8 protein-coding genes are annotated in these 19,629 nt (G+C 72.2%); 7 read left to right on the top strand and 1 reads right to left on the bottom strand.

From position 1 onward, the window contains the following. Positions 1-45 precede the first annotated feature (45 nt). From ABD841_RS31075 to ABD841_RS31085, 3 genes are all read left to right on the top strand, one after another. On the top strand, positions 46-5,973 hold the full coding sequence (locus ABD841_RS31075) for an amino acid adenylation domain-containing protein (RefSeq protein WP_344979212.1): 5,928 nt from the start codon (positions 46-48) through the stop codon (positions 5,971-5,973). Between the two features lie 26 nt (positions 5,974-5,999). Continuing rightward, positions 6,000-12,761 (top strand): hybrid non-ribosomal peptide synthetase/type I polyketide synthase, encoded by a 6,762-nt coding sequence (locus ABD841_RS31080; protein ID WP_344979214.1) that lies wholly within the window; start codon positions 6,000-6,002, stop codon positions 12,759-12,761. A gap of 96 nt (positions 12,762-12,857) precedes the next feature. Continuing rightward, entirely contained in the window at positions 12,858-13,637 is a 780-nt protein-coding gene (locus tag ABD841_RS31085; RefSeq protein ID WP_344979216.1) for a thioesterase II family protein, read from the top strand. Between the two features lie 417 nt (positions 13,638-14,054). On the opposite strand, the gene lgt is transcribed toward ABD841_RS31085, so the two are convergent. Then, the gene (lgt, locus tag ABD841_RS31090; RefSeq protein ID WP_344979218.1) at positions 14,055-14,915 is read right to left on the bottom strand and encodes a prolipoprotein diacylglyceryl transferase; all 861 of its coding nucleotides are present in this window, start codon (positions 14,913-14,915) and stop codon (positions 14,055-14,057) included. Between the two features lie 627 nt (positions 14,916-15,542). Between lgt and ABD841_RS31095 the strand changes: the two genes are divergently transcribed. From ABD841_RS31095 to ABD841_RS31110, 4 genes are all read left to right on the top strand, one after another. Then, a complete protein-coding gene (locus tag ABD841_RS31095) occupies positions 15,543-15,731 on the top strand; it encodes a hypothetical protein (RefSeq protein ID WP_344979220.1) in 189 nt (62 codons plus the stop codon). A 603-nt stretch (positions 15,732-16,334) separates the two neighbouring features. Continuing rightward, a complete protein-coding gene (locus tag ABD841_RS31100) occupies positions 16,335-16,766 on the top strand; it encodes a hypothetical protein (RefSeq protein WP_344979222.1) in 432 nt (143 codons plus the stop codon). 182 nt (positions 16,767-16,948) lie between these two features. Beyond that, entirely contained in the window at positions 16,949-17,803 is an 855-nt protein-coding gene (locus ABD841_RS31105; RefSeq protein ID WP_344979224.1) for a DDE-type integrase/transposase/recombinase, read from the top strand. Between the two features lie 80 nt (positions 17,804-17,883). Further along, positions 17,884-19,200, top strand: a complete 1,317-nt coding sequence (locus tag ABD841_RS31110) for a tyrosine-type recombinase/integrase (RefSeq protein ID WP_344979226.1) — start codon at positions 17,884-17,886, stop codon at positions 19,198-19,200. Positions 19,201-19,629 lie beyond the last annotated feature (429 nt).

Here is a 19,629-nt window from a genome sequence, read left to right on the forward strand (position 1 = left end):
AGCAGCGGCTCCCGCCGCACCCTCACCTCCGAGGAAGCGCGTGCCATGAGCGACGACAGAGCGACCGGGAGACGCCGGGCGGCGGATCACTCGCCCGGCGTGCGCGAGGAGGACCTCGCGTACTGGAGGGACCGCCTGGAAGGGGCGCCGCCCTCACTCGAACTCGTCACCGACCGCGCGCGCCCCGCCGTACGGCGCTCCACGGGAGACCGCTTCGCCGTGACACTCGGCCGTGACACGGTCGGGCGCCTCGACGAGGTGGGCCGCGCCTGCGGCGTGACGCGGTTCATGACGCTCCTGGCGGTGCTCCAGCTCGTACTGGGCCGCCATGCGGGGGTGCGGGACGTCAGCGTCGGCACACCGGTCCGCGGGGCCGAGGGCCCGCGGACCGGCGGAGCCGCCCGCCCCCGGGCCAACACGCTCGTGCTGCGCGCACGCTGGGAGGACGACCCGGCCTTCACCGCGCTGCTGGAGCGGGTCCGCGAGACGGTGCTCGGCGCTCACGAGCACGCGGACGTCCCGTTCGAGCAGGTCGTGGCGGCGGTGCGGCCGCCGCGCGACCCCGGCAGGACTCCGCTGTTCCAGGTGATGCTCGCGATGCGGGAGCCCTCGGCCGGCACCGGCGCACCGCCGGGACCGGCCGTGCCGGGCGCCGCGAGCGGCGTCGCGCCGCCCGACCTGACCGTGGCGTGGGACGAGGCGCTGTCGGCGTCCGGGGAGCTGCGCGGTTCCGTCGAGTACGACGCCGACCTGTTCGACCGCGGAACGGCCGAGCGGATGGCGAGCCACTACGTGACCCTGCTGGAGTCCGCGCTCGCGGCCCCCGGGGCGCGGGTGTCCGAGCTCGTGCACACCACGCCGGAGGAACGCGAGCTCCTTGCCGCCTGGGGAACGGCGGCCGGCCGCGCCCGCGCGCGGAGCGTGGTGGAGGCGTTCCGCGCGCAGGCCAGGCGGACACCGGACGCCGTGGCGCTGGTGTTCGAGGACGGGACCGTCACCTACGCCGAGCTGCGTGCCCGCGCCGAACACCTGGCGGAGGCGCTCGCCGGGTACGGTGTCGCGCCGGAGGACGTGGTCGGCCTGGCCATGGAGCGGTCGGCGTCGCTCGTCGCCGCCATGCTCGCCGTCCTCATGGCGGGCGCGGCCTATCTGCCGCTCGACCCGGGCCACCCGGACGCGCGGCTCGCGTTCATGGTCGAGGACAGCGGGGCCCGTCTCGTGCTCGCCGACCGGGAGGCCGCCTTCGCCGGTGACGTGCCGGTCGTGCGGGTCGACGAGGACGGTGAGGACGTGACCCGCCTCCCCGCTCCCGGGCGTGGTCCCGGCCGGGAGCGGCGGCGCCCGCGCGCCGTCCACCCGGAGCAGCGCGCGTGCGTGCTGTACACCTCCGGATCCACCGGCCGGCCCAAGGGCGTCGCGGTCACCCACCGCGGGATCGCGCACCTGGTGTGCGACGCGGACCACCTGGGTCTCGGACCCGGTGACGTCATGGCACAGGTGGCCAACACCTCGTTCGACGCGGCGACGTTCGAGATCTGGGGGGCGCTGCTGAACGGCGCCCGCCTCGTCGGGGTCCGCAAGGACGAGGCCCTGTCGCCCCGGTCGCTCCGTTCCCGCATCGAGGCGCACGGCATCACCGCGATGCTGCTCACCACCGCGCTCTTCCACGTGTGCGTGGACGACGACCCGTCCATGTTCACGCCGCTGCGCGCCCTCTTCTTCGGCGGGGAGGCGGCCGACGCCAGGCGCGTGGCCGCACTGCGGAAGGCCGCGCCCGGCCTCCGCCTGGTGAACGCGTACGGCCCGACCGAGGACACCACCATCGCGAGCACCCACGACGTCGCGGACGTGGAGCCCGGTGCGCTCCGCGTCCCGATCGGCCGGCCCATCGCCGGCGCGCGCCTGTACGTGCTCGACGCGTCCGGCCGCGAGGCGGGTGTGGGGGTCCCCGGGGAGCTCCACCTCGGCGGCGCCGGTCTCGCGCGCGGCTACGTCGGGCGGCCCGACCTCACGGCGGAGCGCTTCGTGCCGAGCCCGTTCGGCGTGGGCGAGCGCCTCTACCGCACCGGCGACGTGGTGCGCTGGCGCGAGGACGGAGCGCTGGAGTACCTGGGCCGCGCGGACACGCAGGTGAAGCTCCGGGGCGTCCGCATCGAGCCCGAGGAGATCGCGAGCGTGCTCGCGACGTTCCCGGGCGTGCGCGCGGCCGTCGCCGACGTGCACGGTGAGGGCGAGGCCAGGCGCCTGGTCGCGTACGTCGTCATGGCGGAAGCGGCGGCGGCCGAGCCGCGTGAGCTGCGCGCGCACCTCGCGGCGCGGCTGCCCGAGGCGATGGTGCCCGCCTGGTACGTGACCCTCCCCGAGCTGCCGCTGACCCCGAACGGCAAGCTGGACCGTCGCGCGCTCCCGCCGCCGGCGGACGCGGACGGCGTGCAGGCCGGGACGCGCGTCGCGCCCAGGGACGCGGCGGAGGAACTCGTCGCGGGGATCTGGGAGGAGCTCCTCCGCGTCCCGGACATCTCCGCCCATGACGACTTCTTCGCGCTCGGCGGCCACTCCCTCCTCGCGGCCCAGGTCGTGGCGCGCGTCGCGGCGCGGCTCGGGGCGGAGGTGAGCGTGCGGGACGTGTTCGAGGCGCCGACGGTCGAGGCGTTCGCGGCACGCGTCACGGCGGCGCGGACCGCGGAGGCGCGCGCACCCGTCACCGCGGCGGGTGAGGGGCCGCACCGCCTGTCGTTCGCGCAGCAGCGCCTGTGGTTCCTCGACCGGCTCGCCCCGGGCAGCCCGCTGTACAACGTGCCGCTGGTGCTGACCATCGAGGGGGCGCTCGACGTGCCCGCCCTCGCCGAGGGCGTCCGGGCGCTCGCGCGGCGCCACGCGTCGCTCCGCACCCGTCTCGTCGAAGGCGACGGCGGCGAGCCGATCCAGCTGATCACCGAGGACGCCGACGTCCGTCTGGAGGCCGAGGACCTCCGGAGGCTGCCCGAGACGGAGCGCGAACGGCAGGCGGACCTCCTCGCGCGGCGCGAGGCGGAGCTGCCGTTCGACCTCGAGACGGGGCCGCTGCTGCGCGTCCGCCTGCTCCGGCTGGCGGACGAGCGGTCCGTGCTCCTGCTCACGATGCACCACGCCGTCTCCGACGGCTGGTCCGTGGGCGTCCTGATCCGCGATCTCGGAGCGCTGTACGCGTCGGCGGCGCGGGGCGAGAAGGCGCCGCTGCCGGCCCTACCCGTCCAGTACGCGGACTACGCGGTCTGGCAGCGCCGGATCCTCGACGGCGGGGTGCGCGAGGCGCAGCTCGCGTACTGGAAAGAACGCCTCCGGGAGGCGCCGCCCTCGCTGGACCTGCCGACGGACCGCCCGCGCCCGCCCGTTCCCCGGCACGTGGGCGAGGCGTTCCCGCTGGTCCTGCCGCCGGACCTCACCCGGCGCCTCGACGAGGTGAGCCGCGCCCACGGCGTGACACGGTTCATGACGCTCCTGGCGGCGTTCCAGCTCGTGCTGGGCCGCCACGCGGGGGTGCGGGACGTCAGCGTCGGCACACCGGTCTCCGGGCGCACCCGCCCGGAGCTGGAGGATCTCATCGGCTTCTTCGTCAACACGCTCGTGTCGCGCACACGCTGGGAGGACGAGCTGACCTTCACGGACGTCCTGGCGCGGGTGCGGGAGGGCACACTGTCGGCCTACGAGCACCAGGACGTCCCGTTCGAGCAGGTCGTGGCGGCGGTCCGGCCGCCGCGCGTCCCCGGCCGGACGCCGCTGTTCCAGGTGATGCTCGCGACGCAGAACGTGCCGGTGAGCACGGACGCGCTGCCCGGACTGGCGGTGTCGGTGCGGGAACCGGCGAGCCGCGTCGCGAAGTTCGACCTGACCGTGGCGTGGGACGAGGCGCCGTCGGCGTCCGGGGAGCTGCGCGGTTCCGTCGAGTACGACGCCGACCTGTTCGACCGGGGGACGGTCGAGCGGATGATGGGGCACTACGTGACCCTGCTGGAGTCCGCGCTGGCGGACCCCGGGACGCGGGTGGGGGACCTGACGATGATGGGCGCCGAGGAACTCGCCGCCCTCACCGGGGCAGGGGACGACGCGCCCACGCCGCGCGCCGCCACGCTGCACGGGCTCTTCGGCGCCGCCGCGGCGCGCTGGGCGGACCGCACGGCGCTGACGCAGGACGGCCGGTCGCTCACCTACGCCGAGTTGGCGGCCCGCTCCGACGACGTGTGCGCGTACCTGCGCGCCCACGGCGTGCGCGCCGGGGACACGGTCGTGGTCCGGATGGACCGCTGCCTGGCGTGGCCGGTGGCGCTCCTCGGGATCCTGAAAGCGGGCGCCGCGTACGTCCCGGTCGACGTCCGCGCCCCGGGTGAGCGTTTCGAGCACGTGCTGAGCGACTCGCGGGCCGTCCTCGTCCTCGGGTCGCGTCCGGGCGGCGCGCCACCGTCCGACCGGGTGCCCTTCGCCACCGTCGAGGACGCGATCGAGGCCGCGACCGGAGAAGGCACGCATGCCGGTCGCGCGCCGTACGTCACGCACCCCTCGGCACCGGCCTACATCCTGTACACCTCCGGCACGACGGGACGTCCCAAGGGCGTGTGCGTCGGACACGCCAACCTCACGCACACGCTGGAGGCGGTCGCGGAGCGCTACGCGCTCACCTCCGACGACCGAGTCCTGCAGTTCGCGGCGCTCACGTTCGACGTGGCCGCGGAGGAGCTCTTCGCGACCCTCCTGCGCGGCGCGACCGTCGTCCTCCTCCCGGAGGGACCCGTGCCCGGCGTCGACGAGCTGATGTCCCTGGCCCGGCGCGAGCGACTGTCGGTGCTCAACCTGCCGGCGTCGTACTGGCACGAGTGGGTGTCCGCCGCGGCACAGCACCCGCCGTCGTCGTGCCCCGCGCTCCGCCTCGTCGTCGTCGGCAGCGAACGCGTCGACGCCGGGAAACTCGCCGACTGGCAGGCCGTGGCGCCCACGCACGTCCGCTGGCTCAACGCGTACGGTCCCACGGAGACGACGATCACGGCCACCGTCCACGAGCCGCCCGCGCCGCCGTCGCCCGTGCGGTCCCCCGGCGCCGCGGTCCCGATCGGCCGTCCGCTCCCCGGCGTGCGCGCCTATGTGCTCGACGCCGCGCTCCGGCCGGTCCCGCGGGGTGTGCCCGGTGACCTGTACATCGCGGGCGCCGGTGTTTCGCACGGCTACCTCGGTGATCCCGCGCGGACCGCCGAGCACTTCATCCCCGACCCCTGGGGGCGGCCCGGCGAGCGCATGTACGCCACGGGAGACCGCGCGCGCCACGGTGCGGGCGGGGTGCTGGAGTTCCTCGGGCGGAGCGACGACCAGATCAAGCTCCGGGGGTTCCGCATCGAGCTCGGTGAGGTCGAGACCGCCCTCGCCGCGTACCCCGGCGTGCGCGACGCGGTGGCGCTCCTGCGCGAGGACACGCCCGGCGCGCCCCTGCTCGCCGGGTACGTCGCGCTCGCGGACGGCGCCTCGGCGGAGGGACTGCGCGCGCACCTCGAGAGCCGGTTGCCGGGCTACATGGTGCCGGCCGCGATCGTCGTCCTCGACCGGCTTCCGCGCGGGGAGCGCGGCAAGATCGACCGGCGTGCGCTGCCGCCTCCCGTTTCCCCGGCGCGGACGACCGGGAACCCGCCCGCGGGTGAGCTCGAAGAGGCGGTCGCGGCGATCTGGCGCGAGGTCCTCGCGCTGGGGCGGGTCGGCGCCGACGACAACTTCTTCGACCTCGGCGGCCATTCGCTCCTCATCGTGCGAGTGCAGGCCCGGCTGTCCGAGACGCTCGGCAAGAAGGTACCGGTGGTGGACCTGTTCCGCTTCCCGACGGTGCGGACGCTCGCACGGCACCTCGCCGCGGGCGACGCCCCGCTGTCCCCCGCAGGCTCCGAAGGCCGCCGCAGGGCGGACGTGCGGAAGGCGCTGGCCGGTGGGCGGCCCCAGAGACGACGCGCGACATGAGACCAGAGACGTTGGAGACAGCAGTTATGAGTGACGAGAACCCGATGCCCGCCGGTGCCGTCGCCGTCGTCGGTATGGCCCTCCGCGTCCCCGGGGCCCGCACCCCGGAGGACTTCTGGCGGAACCTGCGCGGCGGTGTCGAATCCATCAAGACCTTCACGGAGGAGGAGCTTCTCGCGGACGGCGCCGCACCGGAGGAGATCGCGCATCCCGACTACGTCCCGGCGTTCGGCGCCCTCGACGACATGGCGGGCTTCGACGCGCGCTTCTTCGGCCTCTCGCCGCGCGAGGCGCAGATGCTCGACCCGCAGCACCGGCTCTTCCTCGAGTGCGCGTGGGAGGCGTTGGAGCACGCCGGCCATCCGTCCGACGCGACGGAGGCTGTGACGGGCGTCTACGCGGGAGTGGGGGAGAACTCCTACTTCCTGAACAACCTTCTGCCCAACGGGGACCTCGTGGCGCGCGTCGGCGCGTTCCAGACGTCCATCGGCAACGACAAGGACTTCGTGCCGACGCGGGTGTCGTACAAGCTGAACCTGCGGGGCCCGAGCGTCAGCGTGCAGACCGGGTGCTCCACGTCACTGGTAGCCGTCCACCTGGCCTGCCAGGCGTTGATCAGCGGCGAGTGCGACATCGCCCTCGCGGGCGGGGCGACCGTCGTCGCGCGGCCGCGGGGGTACCGGTTCGAGCAGGGCGGCATCATGTCCCCCGACGGCCACTGCCGGGCCTTCGACGAGGGCGCGGCGGGCACCGTCCCGGGGAGCGGCGTGGGCGTCGTGGTCCTGAAGCGTCTCGCGGACGCCGTCGCGGACGGTGACGTGATCCACGCGGTGGTCCGCGGCTCCGCGGTCAACAACGACGGCGCGCGGAAGGTCGGTTTCACCGCCCCGAGCGTCGAGGGGCAGGCCGACGTGATCACGGAGGCGCTCGCCGTCGCCGAGGTGGACCCCTCGACCGTGTCGTACGTGGAGGCCCACGGCACCGGCACACCGCTCGGCGACCCCATCGAGGTGGCGGCCCTCAAGAGCGTCTTCGGCGGCGCCGGGTCGCACCGCTGCGCCCTCGGCTCGGTGAAGACGAACATCGGCCACCTCGACACCGCCGCGGGCGTGGTCGGCATGATCAAGACGATTCTCGCGCTGAAGGCCCGGGAGATTCCGCCGTCGCTCCACGTCACCCGGCCGCACCCGCGGCTCGGCCTGGAGGACGGGCCGTTCCACGTCAACACGTCCCTCACGCCCTGGCGCGGCGACGTGCTGCGCGCGGGCGTCAGCTCCTTCGGGATCGGCGGCACCAACGCCCACGTGGTGCTGGAGGAGGCGCCGGAGCGCGCGGCCGCGGCTCCGGGACGGCGCACGCACGTGCTGCCGGTCTCGGCCGCCACGCCCACCGCGCTGGAGACCGCCGCGGCGGAACTCGCCGCGTACCTGCGCGCGCACCCGGACGAGCGCCTCGACGACGTCGCGTACACCCTGCAGCGCGGCCGCTGGACGCTCCCGCACCGGCGCTTCGTCGTGGCCCGGAGCCTGGCGGAAGCGGCCGGCGCCCTGAGCGGACCCGCGCAGACGGGCTGCACCGGGCACGAGACGGCGAAGGACCGCGAGGTCGTCTTCGCCTTCCCGGGGCAGGGCGCGCAGCGCATCCGCATGGGGCAGGCCCTGTACGAGCGCGAGCCGGTCTTCCGCGCGGAGATCGACCGTGCGGCCGGGATCCTCGAACCGGCCCTCGGCACCGACATCCGCCGTCTGCTCCACCCGCCGGAGGCGGAGCGGGACGCGGCGCGAGAGGCGGTCAACCGGACCGAGTACGCGCAGCCCGCCCTGTTCGCGGTGGAGTACGCGCTGGCGAGGCTCTGGATGTCCTGGGGCGTGCGCCCGGCGGCCATGATCGGGCACAGTCTCGGTGAGCTCGTCGCCGCGTGCCTGGCGGACGTCCTGGCGCCGGAGGACGCGTTGCGCCTCGTCGCCGCGCGCGGACGGCTCATGCGGGCCGCGCCCGCGGGCGCGATGGCGGCCGTGCCGCTGCCCGAGGCCGAGCTCGTGCCGCTGCTCGGCGGCGAACTGGCCCTCGCCGCGGTGAACGGGCCGCGCGAGTGCGTGGTGTCCGGCCCGTTCGACGCGCTCACGGCCTTCGAGGCGGACCTCGCCGAGCGGGGGATCGCGTCGAAGCGGCTGAGGACCTCGCACGCGTTCCACTCGCCGATGATGGACGGGGCCGCCGCCGCGTTCGAGGCGGAGGTCGCGCGGGTACGGCTCGCGCCGCCGCAGATCCCCTTCGTGTCGAACGTGACCGGCACGTGGATCACGGAGGAGGAGGCCGTGAGCCCGGCGTACTGGGCACGGCAGATCCGCTCCGCCGTGCGTTTCGGCGACGGCCTGCGCACGGTGCGCCGCCCAGGCGCCCTGCTGCTGGAGGTCGGCCCCGGCAGGGTGCTGACCGGTCTGGCGCGCGCCGGTGACGGGCTCGGCGCGGTCGCGTCGTTGCCGTCGGCCGCCGAGGACGGCGACGCGGAGCGGGAGGTCCTGACCGCGGCCGGTGAGCTGTGGTGCCGGGGCGTGTCCGTCGCGTGGGAGGCGCTGCACGGCGGGACGGAGCCGCGCCGTACCGTGCTGCCGACCTATCCCTTCGAACGGGAGCGGTTCTGGGTGGATCCGCCGCGCGGCGCGGTCGCGCTCCGCGGAGCGCACCGCCGCCCGGTGCCGGCGACCGCGCCGGACGGGCCCGCGGCGACCGACCGGCACTCCGGCGCGCGCTACACGCTCGTGGGCGACGGGCCGCTGGCCGCCGTGTTCGGCCGGTCGCTGTCCCGCGCGGGAGCCACCGTGCGCGACCTGTCCACCGTGGAGCCGTCCGCAGTGGAAGCGGCGGCGGAGGCTGCGGCGAAGGCGGCGGAGGCGGGGACGCCCGGCGCGCCGGGCACCGTGCTGGTGCTGCTCGACGTGCGCACACCGGCGGTCCGCGCCGTCGAGACGCTGGCGCGCGCCGTGGCGCTCGTCGACGGCGCCCCCTCCGGGGCCGTCTCCGCCTGCGAGATCCACGTCGCCGGCGGGGACGGGACCGACGTGTCGCACTCTCCCCTCGCGGTCCTCGTCGAGTCCCACACCGCCCTCCTCCGGCGCGAGTCCGGGATCCCGTGGACGAGCGTCGTCTGGTCGCGCGGTGAGCACGTCGCGGTCGAGCGGGCGGCGGTCCGCGTCGTGGGCGCGGAACCCGGCGCGTGCCACGTCGTCGTCACACCGGCGGAGGAGAGCGGGGACCGCTCCGCGGTCCCCGCGCCCGGCGGGACGGCGGGCGAGGAGGCGCCCCTTTACGAGGACGCCACCGAGCACCAGGTCGCCGCCGTCTTCTCCGATCTCCTCGGCGTGGAACGCATCGCGCCGACCACCGGTTTCTTCGAGCTCGGCGGTCACTCCCTGCTCGCGGCCCAGCTCGTCGCGCAGGTCCGCAAGGTCTGCGGCGTCGAGATCCCGCTGCGCGCCTTCGTGGACGAACCGACGATCCGCGGCCTCGCGCGGGCCGTGCGCACCGCCCGCTCGGCGGCCGCGGACGCCCCGCCCGAGGAACTGCCGGTCATCGTCCCCGACCCCGGCTCCTCGGACGAGCCCTTCCCGCTGACCGACGTGCAGCAGGCGTACTGGATCGGCCGCACCGGCGTCTTCGAGATCGGAAACGTCGGCATGCACGGATACGAGGAGTTCGACGTCCCCGACCTGGACCTGCCCCGGATGGAGCGGGCGTTCCGCCGACTCGTCCAGCGGCACGGCATGCTCCGCGCCATCGTGCTCCCGCACGGCGAGCAGCGGATCCTGAAGGACGTCCCCGACTACGTCATCGCGACCAAGGACGTCCGCGGCCTGCCCCGGGACGAGGCCGACGCGGTGCTCGAACGCACCCGCGCGGCCATGTCCCACCAGGTCTTCGCCCCCGACCGGTGGCCGCTGTTCGAGCTGCGCGCCACCGTCATGGACGGCGGCCGCACCCGCCTGCACTACAGCATCGACGGCCTCATCACCGACGCCTGGGCCTCCCACATCCTGATGCGCGAGCTGGCGCACCTGTACCGGTACCCGGACACGCCGCTGCCCGAAATCGACCTCTCCTTCCGCGACTACGTGCTGGCGGAGCGGAGCCTGGAGACGACCGACCGGTACCGGCGCGCGGAGGCGTACTGGCAGGAGCGGATCCCGGACCTGGCGCTCGCCCCCGAACTCCCGCTCGCGCGCGATCCGCGCGCCATCGACGCCCCCCGCTTCCGCCGCTGGACGGGGGAGCTGCCGGAGGAACCCTGGACGCGCGTCAAGTCGTGGGCCTCGCGCCGCGGCATCACCCCCACGGCGCTGCTCCTCACCGTCTACGGCGAGGCGCTCGCGACGTGGTCGAAGAACCGCCGCTTCACACTGAACCTTCCCATGGCGAACCGGCTCCCGCTCCACCCGCAGGTCGACGCCATCGTCGGCGACTTCACCTCGGTGACGCTCCTGGAGATCGACGCGGTGAGCGAGGCGCCGTTCGAGGCACGCGCCGCGGCCGTGCGCGACCGGCTCCTGACCGACCTCGATCACCGGCTCTTCAGCGGTGTCCGCGTCATGAGGGAGATGAAGAAGATCCGCGGTGAGGCGGCGGCTGTGATGCCCGCGGTGTTCACCAGCCTGTTCACCGCCTACGCCGACCACACCCCGATCGGCGAGGTGGCCTACAGCATCTCGCAGACGCCGCAGGTCTGGATCGACGCGCAGGTGTACGAGGTGGACGGCGCGCTCATGCTGGACATCGACGCCGTCGAAGAGCTCTTCCCCGAGGGCGTGGTCTCGGCGATACACGCCGCCACGATGGAGCTCCTGCGGTGGCTCGCCGAGGACGAGGCGCACTGGGGCCGTCCCGTGCCCTCGCTCGTCCCCCGCGCGGAACTGGCCGCGCGGCAGGAGTACAACCGGACCGAAGGACCGCTGCCGTCGGGCCTCCTGCACACCCCGTTCTTCGACGCGGCGGCGCGCACACCCGGACGGCCCGCCGTCATCACGCCCGGCCTCACGATGAGCTACGGCGAGCTGGCGGCTCGCGCCCGCGGCATCGCCGCGCGGCTCGGGGACCTCGACGTGCGCCCGAACGACCTGGTCGCCGTGGTCATGGAGAAGGGCTGGGAACAGTGCGCCGCCGTTCTCGGCATCCTCGCCGCGGGCGCCGCGTACCTGCCCGTCGATCCCGAACTGCCCGACGAGCGGATCCGTTTCCTGCTGGAACACGGGCGGGCCCGCGCGGTCCTCACCCAGGCACGCGTCGCGGACGCCGGGCAGGACCGGTTCTCCGGCTTCTCCGGCGCGGGAACCGTCCTGCGCGTCGACGAGCTGCCCGCCGGCGGGCTTTCGGACACCGCGCCGTCGCCCGACGTCTCCACCACGCCGGACGACCTCGCGTACGTCATCTTCACCTCGGGTTCCACCGGCCTCCCGAAGGGCGTGATGATCGACCATCGGGGCGCCCTCAACACGGTCGCCGACGTCAACGAGCGCTTCGGCGTGAGCGAGGACGACCGCGTCCTCGCGCTCTCATCGCTCAGCTTCGACCTGTCGGTCTACGACGTCTTCGGCCCGCTCGCCGTCGGCGGCGCCGTCGTCGTGCCGGACGCCGCCACGCAGCGCGACCCGGCCGCGTGGCTTGACCTCATGGAACGGGCCCGGGTCACGGTCTGGAACTCCGTCCCGGCGCTGATGGAGCTCCTCGTCGAGCACATGAGCGTGAAGGAGGCCACCGGAACGGCGCTCCGGCTGGTGATGCTGAGCGGCGACTGGATCCCGGTCACCCTCCCCCCGCGCATCCGGCGGGTGCTGGGCGCGCCCGACGTCATCAGCCTCGGCGGCGCGACGGAAGCGTCGATCTGGTCCATCCTCCACCCCATCGGGGACGTGCCCGCCGACTGGACGAGCATCCCGTACGGCAGGCCGATGAGGAACCAGACGTTCCACGTCCTCGACGACGCGCTGCGCCCCCGGCCGACGGGTGTCCCCGGGCAGCTCTACATCGGCGGCGTGGGCCTGGCGCGCGGCTACCTGCGGGACGAGGCCAAGACCGCGGCGAGTTTCATCGTCCACCCGGAGACCGGCGAGCGCCTGTACCGGACCGGAGACCTCGGCCGTTTCCTCCCCGGCGGCGACATCGAGTTCCTCGGACGCGAGGACTTCCAGGTCAAGGTGCAGGGGTACCGCATCGAGCTCGGTGAGATCGAAGCCGCTCTGACGCAGCACCCGGATGTCCGGGCCGCGGTGGTCGTCGTCCAGGGAGAGCCGCGCGGCGCGAAGCGGCTCGTCGCGTTCGTCGTTCCCCAGGAGGGGCACGGGCTGCCGCAGGACCTGCGAACGTTCCTCGGCGCGAAGCTGCCCGAGTACATGGTGCCGGGCGTGTACCTCGAGATCGGGGAACTGCCGCTCACCGCGAACGGGAAGGTCGACCGGCGGGCGCTCGTGGTCCCGGAGGACGTGGCCGGAGAGGACGCGCCGCCGTACGAGGCGCCGCGCACGGCGCTGGAGAAGGCCGTCGCCGAGGTCTGGTCGAGCATGCTGCAGGTCGAGCACGTGGGCGTGCACGACAACTTCTTCGCTCTCGGCGGTGATTCGCTCATGGCGATGCGCGCGGTGGTTCACCTGCGCAAAGTGCTCGGCATAGAGGTGCCGATCCGTGTCCTGTTCGACAGCCCGACGCTGGAGGACACCGCGCTCGTCATCGAGGACCTGCTCCTCACCGAGATCGAGGGCATGTCCGACGAGGAGGCGCAGACGCTGCTTTCCGACTGAGCTTCCCACGGAGCCTCCCACGGGTCTCCCACGGAGCCTCCGACTGAGCTTCCCACGGAGCCTCCGACCGAGCAGACACACCACGGAGACACACACGTGAACCGAACCGAAGCACTCCGGACGACGCGCGCCCAGGGCTGGGTCATGGGCGCGCGGCGCCGGACCGCGCCGGCCCTCCGGCTCTTCTGCCTGCCCTACGCCGGGGGCAGCGCCTCGGCGTACACGCAGTGGCCCGACGCCTTCCCCGATGACGTCGAGGTCTGCGCCGTCGAGCTCCCAGGCCGTCAGACACGCTGGCGCGACGACGCCTTCACCCGCGTCGAGCCGCTCGTCGAGGCGCTCGCGTCGGCGCTGGCGGGTGAGCTCGGCGTTCCCTATGCCCTGTTCGGCCACAGCATGGGCTCACTCGTAGCGTTCGAGTTGGCACGCGAACTTCGCCGGCGGGGCCTCGGCGAGCCGCGGGTCCTGTTCGTCTCCGGTGGTCCTGCGCCCCAGCTCCCGCGGGAGCAGCCGCGGATCCACGACGGACCGCAGGCGCTCGTGGTCGAGAGGTTGCGGTCGCTGGGCGGCCTCCCCGAGGAGGTCTACGACGCGCCCGAGCTCCTGGAACTCCTCCTGCCGACCATCCGCGCGGACTTCGCCGTGTGCGAGACATACACGTACCGGTCAGGGCCGCCGCTCGCGTGCCCCGTCGTGGCCTTCGCCGGGGCCGAGGACAGGGAGGCGCCGCCCTCGCGGGTGGACCCCTGGCGCGAGCAGACGTCCGGGGGGTTCCTGAAACGGGTCCTCCCCGGTGGCCACTTCTTCCTGCGAAGCGCGCAGGCCGAGCTCATCGGCACGATCCGCGCCGCGCTCGGACGGGAGTGGAAACCCTGACCGGACGCCGTTCCAGCGGGTGGCCAAGGGAGCGGCATGATGATCACTTATGCTCTTTCGCCCGGCCTATCCGACCCTCACGAACACCTTCGCCGCGCTGCGGCCGCCGCCGAAGGGCGATCGGGACAAGGACACCGAGACCCCTGCCCTCCGCCACCAGATCACCGTTCTCGAACGGCGACTCGGCGTGGACACCAGAGTGAGATTCGCTCCCGAGGACCGCCTCTTCCTCCTGGCGGTCATCGAGCCCGGGACAGATCGCCGACCTGAACATATGTCGGCGGGACCGGCCCGGTGGCGCTTTCCGCGAGTACTCACATGCCGCGTGAACTGCCTGAATGCAGTTCACGGCAGGCGCAAGGTCCCTACACCGTGACGGCAGGGCCCGCGGTGGCCAGGCGGCGCCATCGCGTGGGGTCACTTCACCTCGGCGGGAACCCGTTCATCGCCCAGGGACTCCTCGGACCTCTTGTTCCGGGTCAGGTAGACATAGGCCACCGCGCCCAGGAACAGCGCGATCGACGTCCACTGGTTCAGCCGCATTCCGAGGACCTCGTTGGCCGGGTCGACGCGCAGGCCCTCGATCCAGAACCGGCCCGCGGTATAGCCCGCCACATACAGGGCGAAGAGCCGGCCGTGCCGCAGCGCGAAGCGACCGCCGATCCAGATCAGTGCCAGCGCCAGGCCCAGGCTCCACAGCGACTCGTACAGGAACGTGGGGTGATAGGTGGTGACGCCCGGCACGGTCCCCGGGCGGCCCGCATCGATCTCCAACCCCCACGGCAGGTCGGTCGGGCCGCCGAACAGCTCCTGGTTGAAATAGTTGCACCACCGGCCGATGGCCTGACCGATGGCGACGGCCGGGGCCACGGTGTCGGCGACCGCGCTCAGGGCGATGCCCCGGCGGCGGCAGGCGATCCACACGCCCACCCCGCCCAGGGCGACGGCGCCCCAGACGCCCAGACCGCGCCAGCCCGGTCCGGAGTCGCTCCAGATCAGGATCGCGTCGATCGGCCGGTGCGGGGCGTCAGGCCCGAAGTACAGCTGCCAGTCGGTGATGACGTGGTACAGCCGCGCACCCACGATGCCGAACGGGATCCCCCACGTCGCCAGGTCCAGCATGGTTCCCGGCGCCCCACCGCGATTCCGCCAGCGGCGCTCGGCGATGACGACGGCCACCACGACACCGAGCATGATGCAGATCGTGTAACCGCGGATGGGCAACGGCCCCAGATACCAGACCCCTTCGGAGGGACTGGGAATGCCGGCGAGTGACATGACAGGAATCTAGTGCAGCCCGCCGCGATCACACATCCCACCGAAGTCCATACTCCACGCGCCTTCATCGCCCTGGCGGCAGGATCTCCCGGCCCCCTCCGCCGCGCACGAGGTTGCGTCCACGATCGAGACAGAGTCCTGTCCACCACTCATGATCGGCAGTCTGTCACTGAACCCCCACGTGAAAAAACAGTCAGCGGCCCGCAAATGCCGGCTCGGGTTGACGCCTTACGCAGATCGGATGTCCCGCTCATACAACGCTGGCGCACCCTCCAGCGCATCACCGTCAGCCCCAGCAGAATCGGCGGCATCGTCAAAGCCGCGCTCGTTCTCACCCATTTCGAACACGGCTACCTGAAATGAAAGTCGCTGAGATCACCTCAGGGCTCCAGCGAACTGTAAATCGTGGCGCTCTCCGGTCGGGGGTCACCCTCGGGCAGCTTGCCCCAGGTCTTGACGACTGCTCGTGGCCGGTGCTCACCTAAAGGTGTTCTCCTTCCCGGATGTGAGGAGTCACCCACAATGAAGACCCGCCGATTACATTCCGCTGTACTCGCCGTGGCGCTGGGCGCCTGCGTCCTGGCTAGTACCGCACCCGCCTTCGCCGCCACCCACACCAGAACGGCCGTGGCCGCGGGGGGTTGGCCGACGCCGGACTGGTACCTGCAGGGCCCTTACCAGACCCTGGCCGACTGTGACCTCGCCTACGAGGACGCTGCGCAGAGCGGCCTGTACACCGGGCTCGTCGGCTGTCACTGGTTCCGCGGGGGTGGCCCTTATATGCCGGGCTTCTACTACGAGGTGTACATCCCCTGATCAAGAGGCGCGCTGGGCAGCGATCAGATCGTCAGGAATCTCGTAGTCCACTCGTGATCCACAGGGCTTGACGATTGCTCCCACTTCGTTGACAGCGTTGACACAAACCCGTATCTGAGCACGTCAGGCCAGTTCGCAGCGTGCCCAACCACGCGTTGACGGCAATGCAGAACCCGCAGTTCGTGTCAACGCTCGTCAACGCACTTATCCCTGCCGGAAACGACGCTCCGACCTGCCTGAACAGGGAATTGTGTCAACGCTGTCCACGCTTTCAACGGGGGCGCGGCATGTTTGCCGATGAATCGGGGCCGTCGCGACGACGCCGGCGTCAGGTCGCGTTACCAGCTCCGGTCGATGGCGAACGGACGGGGTACCGTCAGCCTCATGGCGGACACTCAAGCAGTCGCATCCCACGCCGCAGCCGCAAGTAGCGCATTCGATCACGACAGCACACGCGAGACGGTGCGTGTGGCCTGCGCTCGGGTCAAGCTGAATGCCGCAGGTGCCGAGCCGACCCCTCTCTGTCAGACTGCTGTGAGACATGGGGCGCATGAGTCCTTCTGATGTGCAGCAGGGCGAGACAGGACCACCACGACAGTGACGATGACCCTCGCCGACCAGACCGCCATGACGAGACAGGATGGTCGCATGACCTCCCAGCCGCCGGAGCGGCCCAAGCGGCGCACCTTCACCAACGCCTACAAGGCGCGGACCCTCGCGGCCTTCGACGCCCTGCCCGAGGGCAGCGCCGAGCGCGGCGCCCTGCTGTGCAAGGAACGGTTGTACCACTTCCATATCGAGCACTGGCGCACGCGAGCCGAGAACGGCACCATGGCCGCCTCGACGGGAAAGCCGGCGAAAAGCGCTGAGGCCGAGGAACCGGCCCGGCTGCGCGCCGAGAACAAAAAACTGAAGGCCGCCAACGACAAACTCGCCGGCGAGCCTGGCAAGACGAAGACCGCCCTCGATATCGCGGGAAAAGCGTTCGCGCCGCTGCAGGACATCTCAAGCAGTGCAGACTCCGACGAGAAGTGACCCGGATCCTCGACGAGCACTTCCCTGAGATGGAAGAAGCCGTCGGCACGGTGCGCGCCTGCGTGATTCTCGGGACGTCCCGGGCCACGCTGCACCGGCACCGCAACCCCGCCCCGCCCCGGCCGGGACCGCGCCGCCCGTTCCACCACCCGGCCGAACTGTCGGAAGAAGAACGCGCGCACGTGCTGGCGGTGCTGGACTCGCCGCGCTTGGCCGACAAGTCGCCGGGCCAGGTGCGGGCCACCCTGCTGGACGAGGGCGTCTACCTGTGCTCGCAGGCCACCATGTACCGGCTGCTGCGGATGCGCGGCACGGTCGGCGAGCGCCGCGCCCGGGCCGTCCACCGGGCGCGTAGGAAACCCGAACTGACCGCCGACGGCCCGAACCAGGTGTGGTCGTGGGACATCACGAAGCCGAAAGGCCCCGGGCGCGGCGTGCACTATCTGCTGTACGTCATCCTCGACATCTTCTCCAGGAAAGTCATCTGGTGGGAGATCTGGCCGACCGAGACCGGGATTCTCGCCAAGGAGTTCATCGAGCACGCGATCGAGGCCAATGACGGGATCGCCCCGGAGGCGATCCACGCCGACCGCGGGACCGCGATGACGTCGAACACCGTCTCCGGGCTGCCGGCACTGCTGGGCGTCGACCAATCCCGTTCCCGGCCGCGCGTCTCCAACGACAACCCGTATTCCGAAGCGCAGTTCAAGACGTTCAAGTACTGCCCGGCTTTCCCGGGGGAGTCGAGGACGCCAACGTCTTCTGCGAGCAGTTCTTCCGCTACTACAACACCGAACACCGCAATTTCGGGATCGGGATGCACACCCCCGCCTCGGTGGACGATGGTTCCGGCGGTCGCGATCCATGCCCGGCGGGCAGCCACCCTGAACGCGGCGTTCCTGGCGCATCCCGAGCGGTTCCGCGGCCGGCGGCCGAGCCCGCCGCCGCTGCCCTCCCGTGTATGGATCAACAAGCCGACGGCGGTGGCCGAAGCCGACGAAGCCGAGGCCTCAGCACAGACACCGAACGTGGCTTGATGTCTCAACAGGTTTGACAGGTACCGAGGCCGCCAAGCTCCGGACCGCCGACGCGCTCAAGGAGGACGCCGAGCGGATTGATGTGCCCTGTCTTCCGTGGAGTCGGAGTAGTTCACCACGCCTGGTGGCCGCACGCGGCGGCCAAGACCCGCGAGGGCATGACGGACGCCCTGGCCAACGTCACGCCGGTGCTCACGAAAGACCTGCCCGGCCGTCCCGATGACGAGACGATCCGGCGGGCGCTGCGGGAGTTCTCCTTCCTGCCGGAGGATCGCCGACCGGACCCCTCGCCGGAGATCACCCGTGCGGTGCGGTGGCTGGAGGCGGCTTCGCTGCCCCTGAGCGCTCTGGAGGAGGCCAAGCACACCCGGGCGGCTCTGGAGGCGCTGGCACTGCTCCTGGACGGCACGGCGGCGGCCACCTCGACCTACCGGCGCAAGCGGGCGGTCTTCCATCACGTGCTGGAGTACGCGGTGGAGTTGGAGGAGCTTCCGGCGAACCCGCTGCACAAGGTGAAGCTCCGCAAGATCAAGTCCACGGGCGAGGTCGATCGCCGCTCGGTGGTCAATCCGGCTCAGGCGCGTGAGCTGCTGACCGCGGTGACCTACGTGGGCCGCTCGCGCGGGCCGATGCTGGCGGCGATGTTCGCCTGCATGTACTTCGGCGGTCTGCGTCCGGCTGAGGCGGCGGGGCTGAGTAGGAAAGACTGCCACCTGCCCTCGACCGGGTGGGGGTTGCTGACGCTGGAGAGGACCAAGCCGCAGAGCAACAAGCGGTTCACCGACTCGGGGGAGACGCACGACGATCGCGGCTTGAAGCACCGGCACCGGAAGGAGACCAGGGAGGTGCCGATCCCGCCGGAGCTGGTGGCCATCCTGCGGGAGCACCTCGACAGGTTCGGCGTCGGCGCGGACGGCCAGCTGTTCCGCGCCCGGACGGGCGGCCTGATCTCCGGGTCGGCGTACGCCAAGGTCTGGAAGGAGGCCCGGATGCTGGCCTTCACGCCCGACCAGGTGGCCTCGCCGCTGGCGGCCCGGCCGTACGACCTGCGGCACGCGGCGGTGTCGCTGTGGCTCAACGCCGGGGTGCATGCCCCGGAGGCGGCCGAGCGGGCAGGGCACGGGGTGGACGTGATGCTCAAGGTCTACGCCAAGTGCATCGACGGCCAGCGCGAGGTGGCCAACCAACGCATCTCGACGCGCTCGCCGCATGAGGTCGTGAAGAACACCGTGGAAACGAAGGGTCTCGGTTTGCGCCGGGACCCTTCGCCGTACACGGAGACAATCATTGTTCGTAGAGGCGGTGGTACCACCATCCGTCGAAGGGTCCTGATGGGAGACGCGGTCGGGGATCGGGGAGTGTCCGGCGTTGGAGCTCCTCGTCCAGCTTCGCCGTGATCCGTGAAAGCTCCGTCCTGGCCGGATGCCGAAGACGTCGCAGGGCGTGTTCCAGGGTGTCGCGGGCCTCTACCGGGTAGCAGAAGGGGCAGTCCGGATTCGATACATAGAGATAGCGGCCAGGTTGGCGGAGGAACTGCCGGTACTCGGCGAGAGCCTCGGCAACGGCTCCGGGCCACAAGTACTGGTGCTCGAACTCGATTCGTGCGATGGCCGCACGGGTTCGGCTGGAGATGCCTGGGACTTCGGGAAGCGGGCGGTGACTCCGGGGGCTCGCCCACGAGTGTGCGCGCAGGGCGCTCGGCCGTCTACGCGGCATCGGCCTTTCGGGTCGTCATGGATCGCATGGTGCCACACCCTGAGATCACGGACCACCCTGGATCACCCCGGGTTGGTTGGAGGCTCCGGAACCTGGAAGGGTGAGGAGCT

The organism is Streptosporangium fragile (assembly GCF_039534445.1).
Classification (GTDB): domain Bacteria; phylum Actinomycetota; class Actinomycetes; order Streptosporangiales; family Streptosporangiaceae; genus Streptosporangium; species Streptosporangium fragile.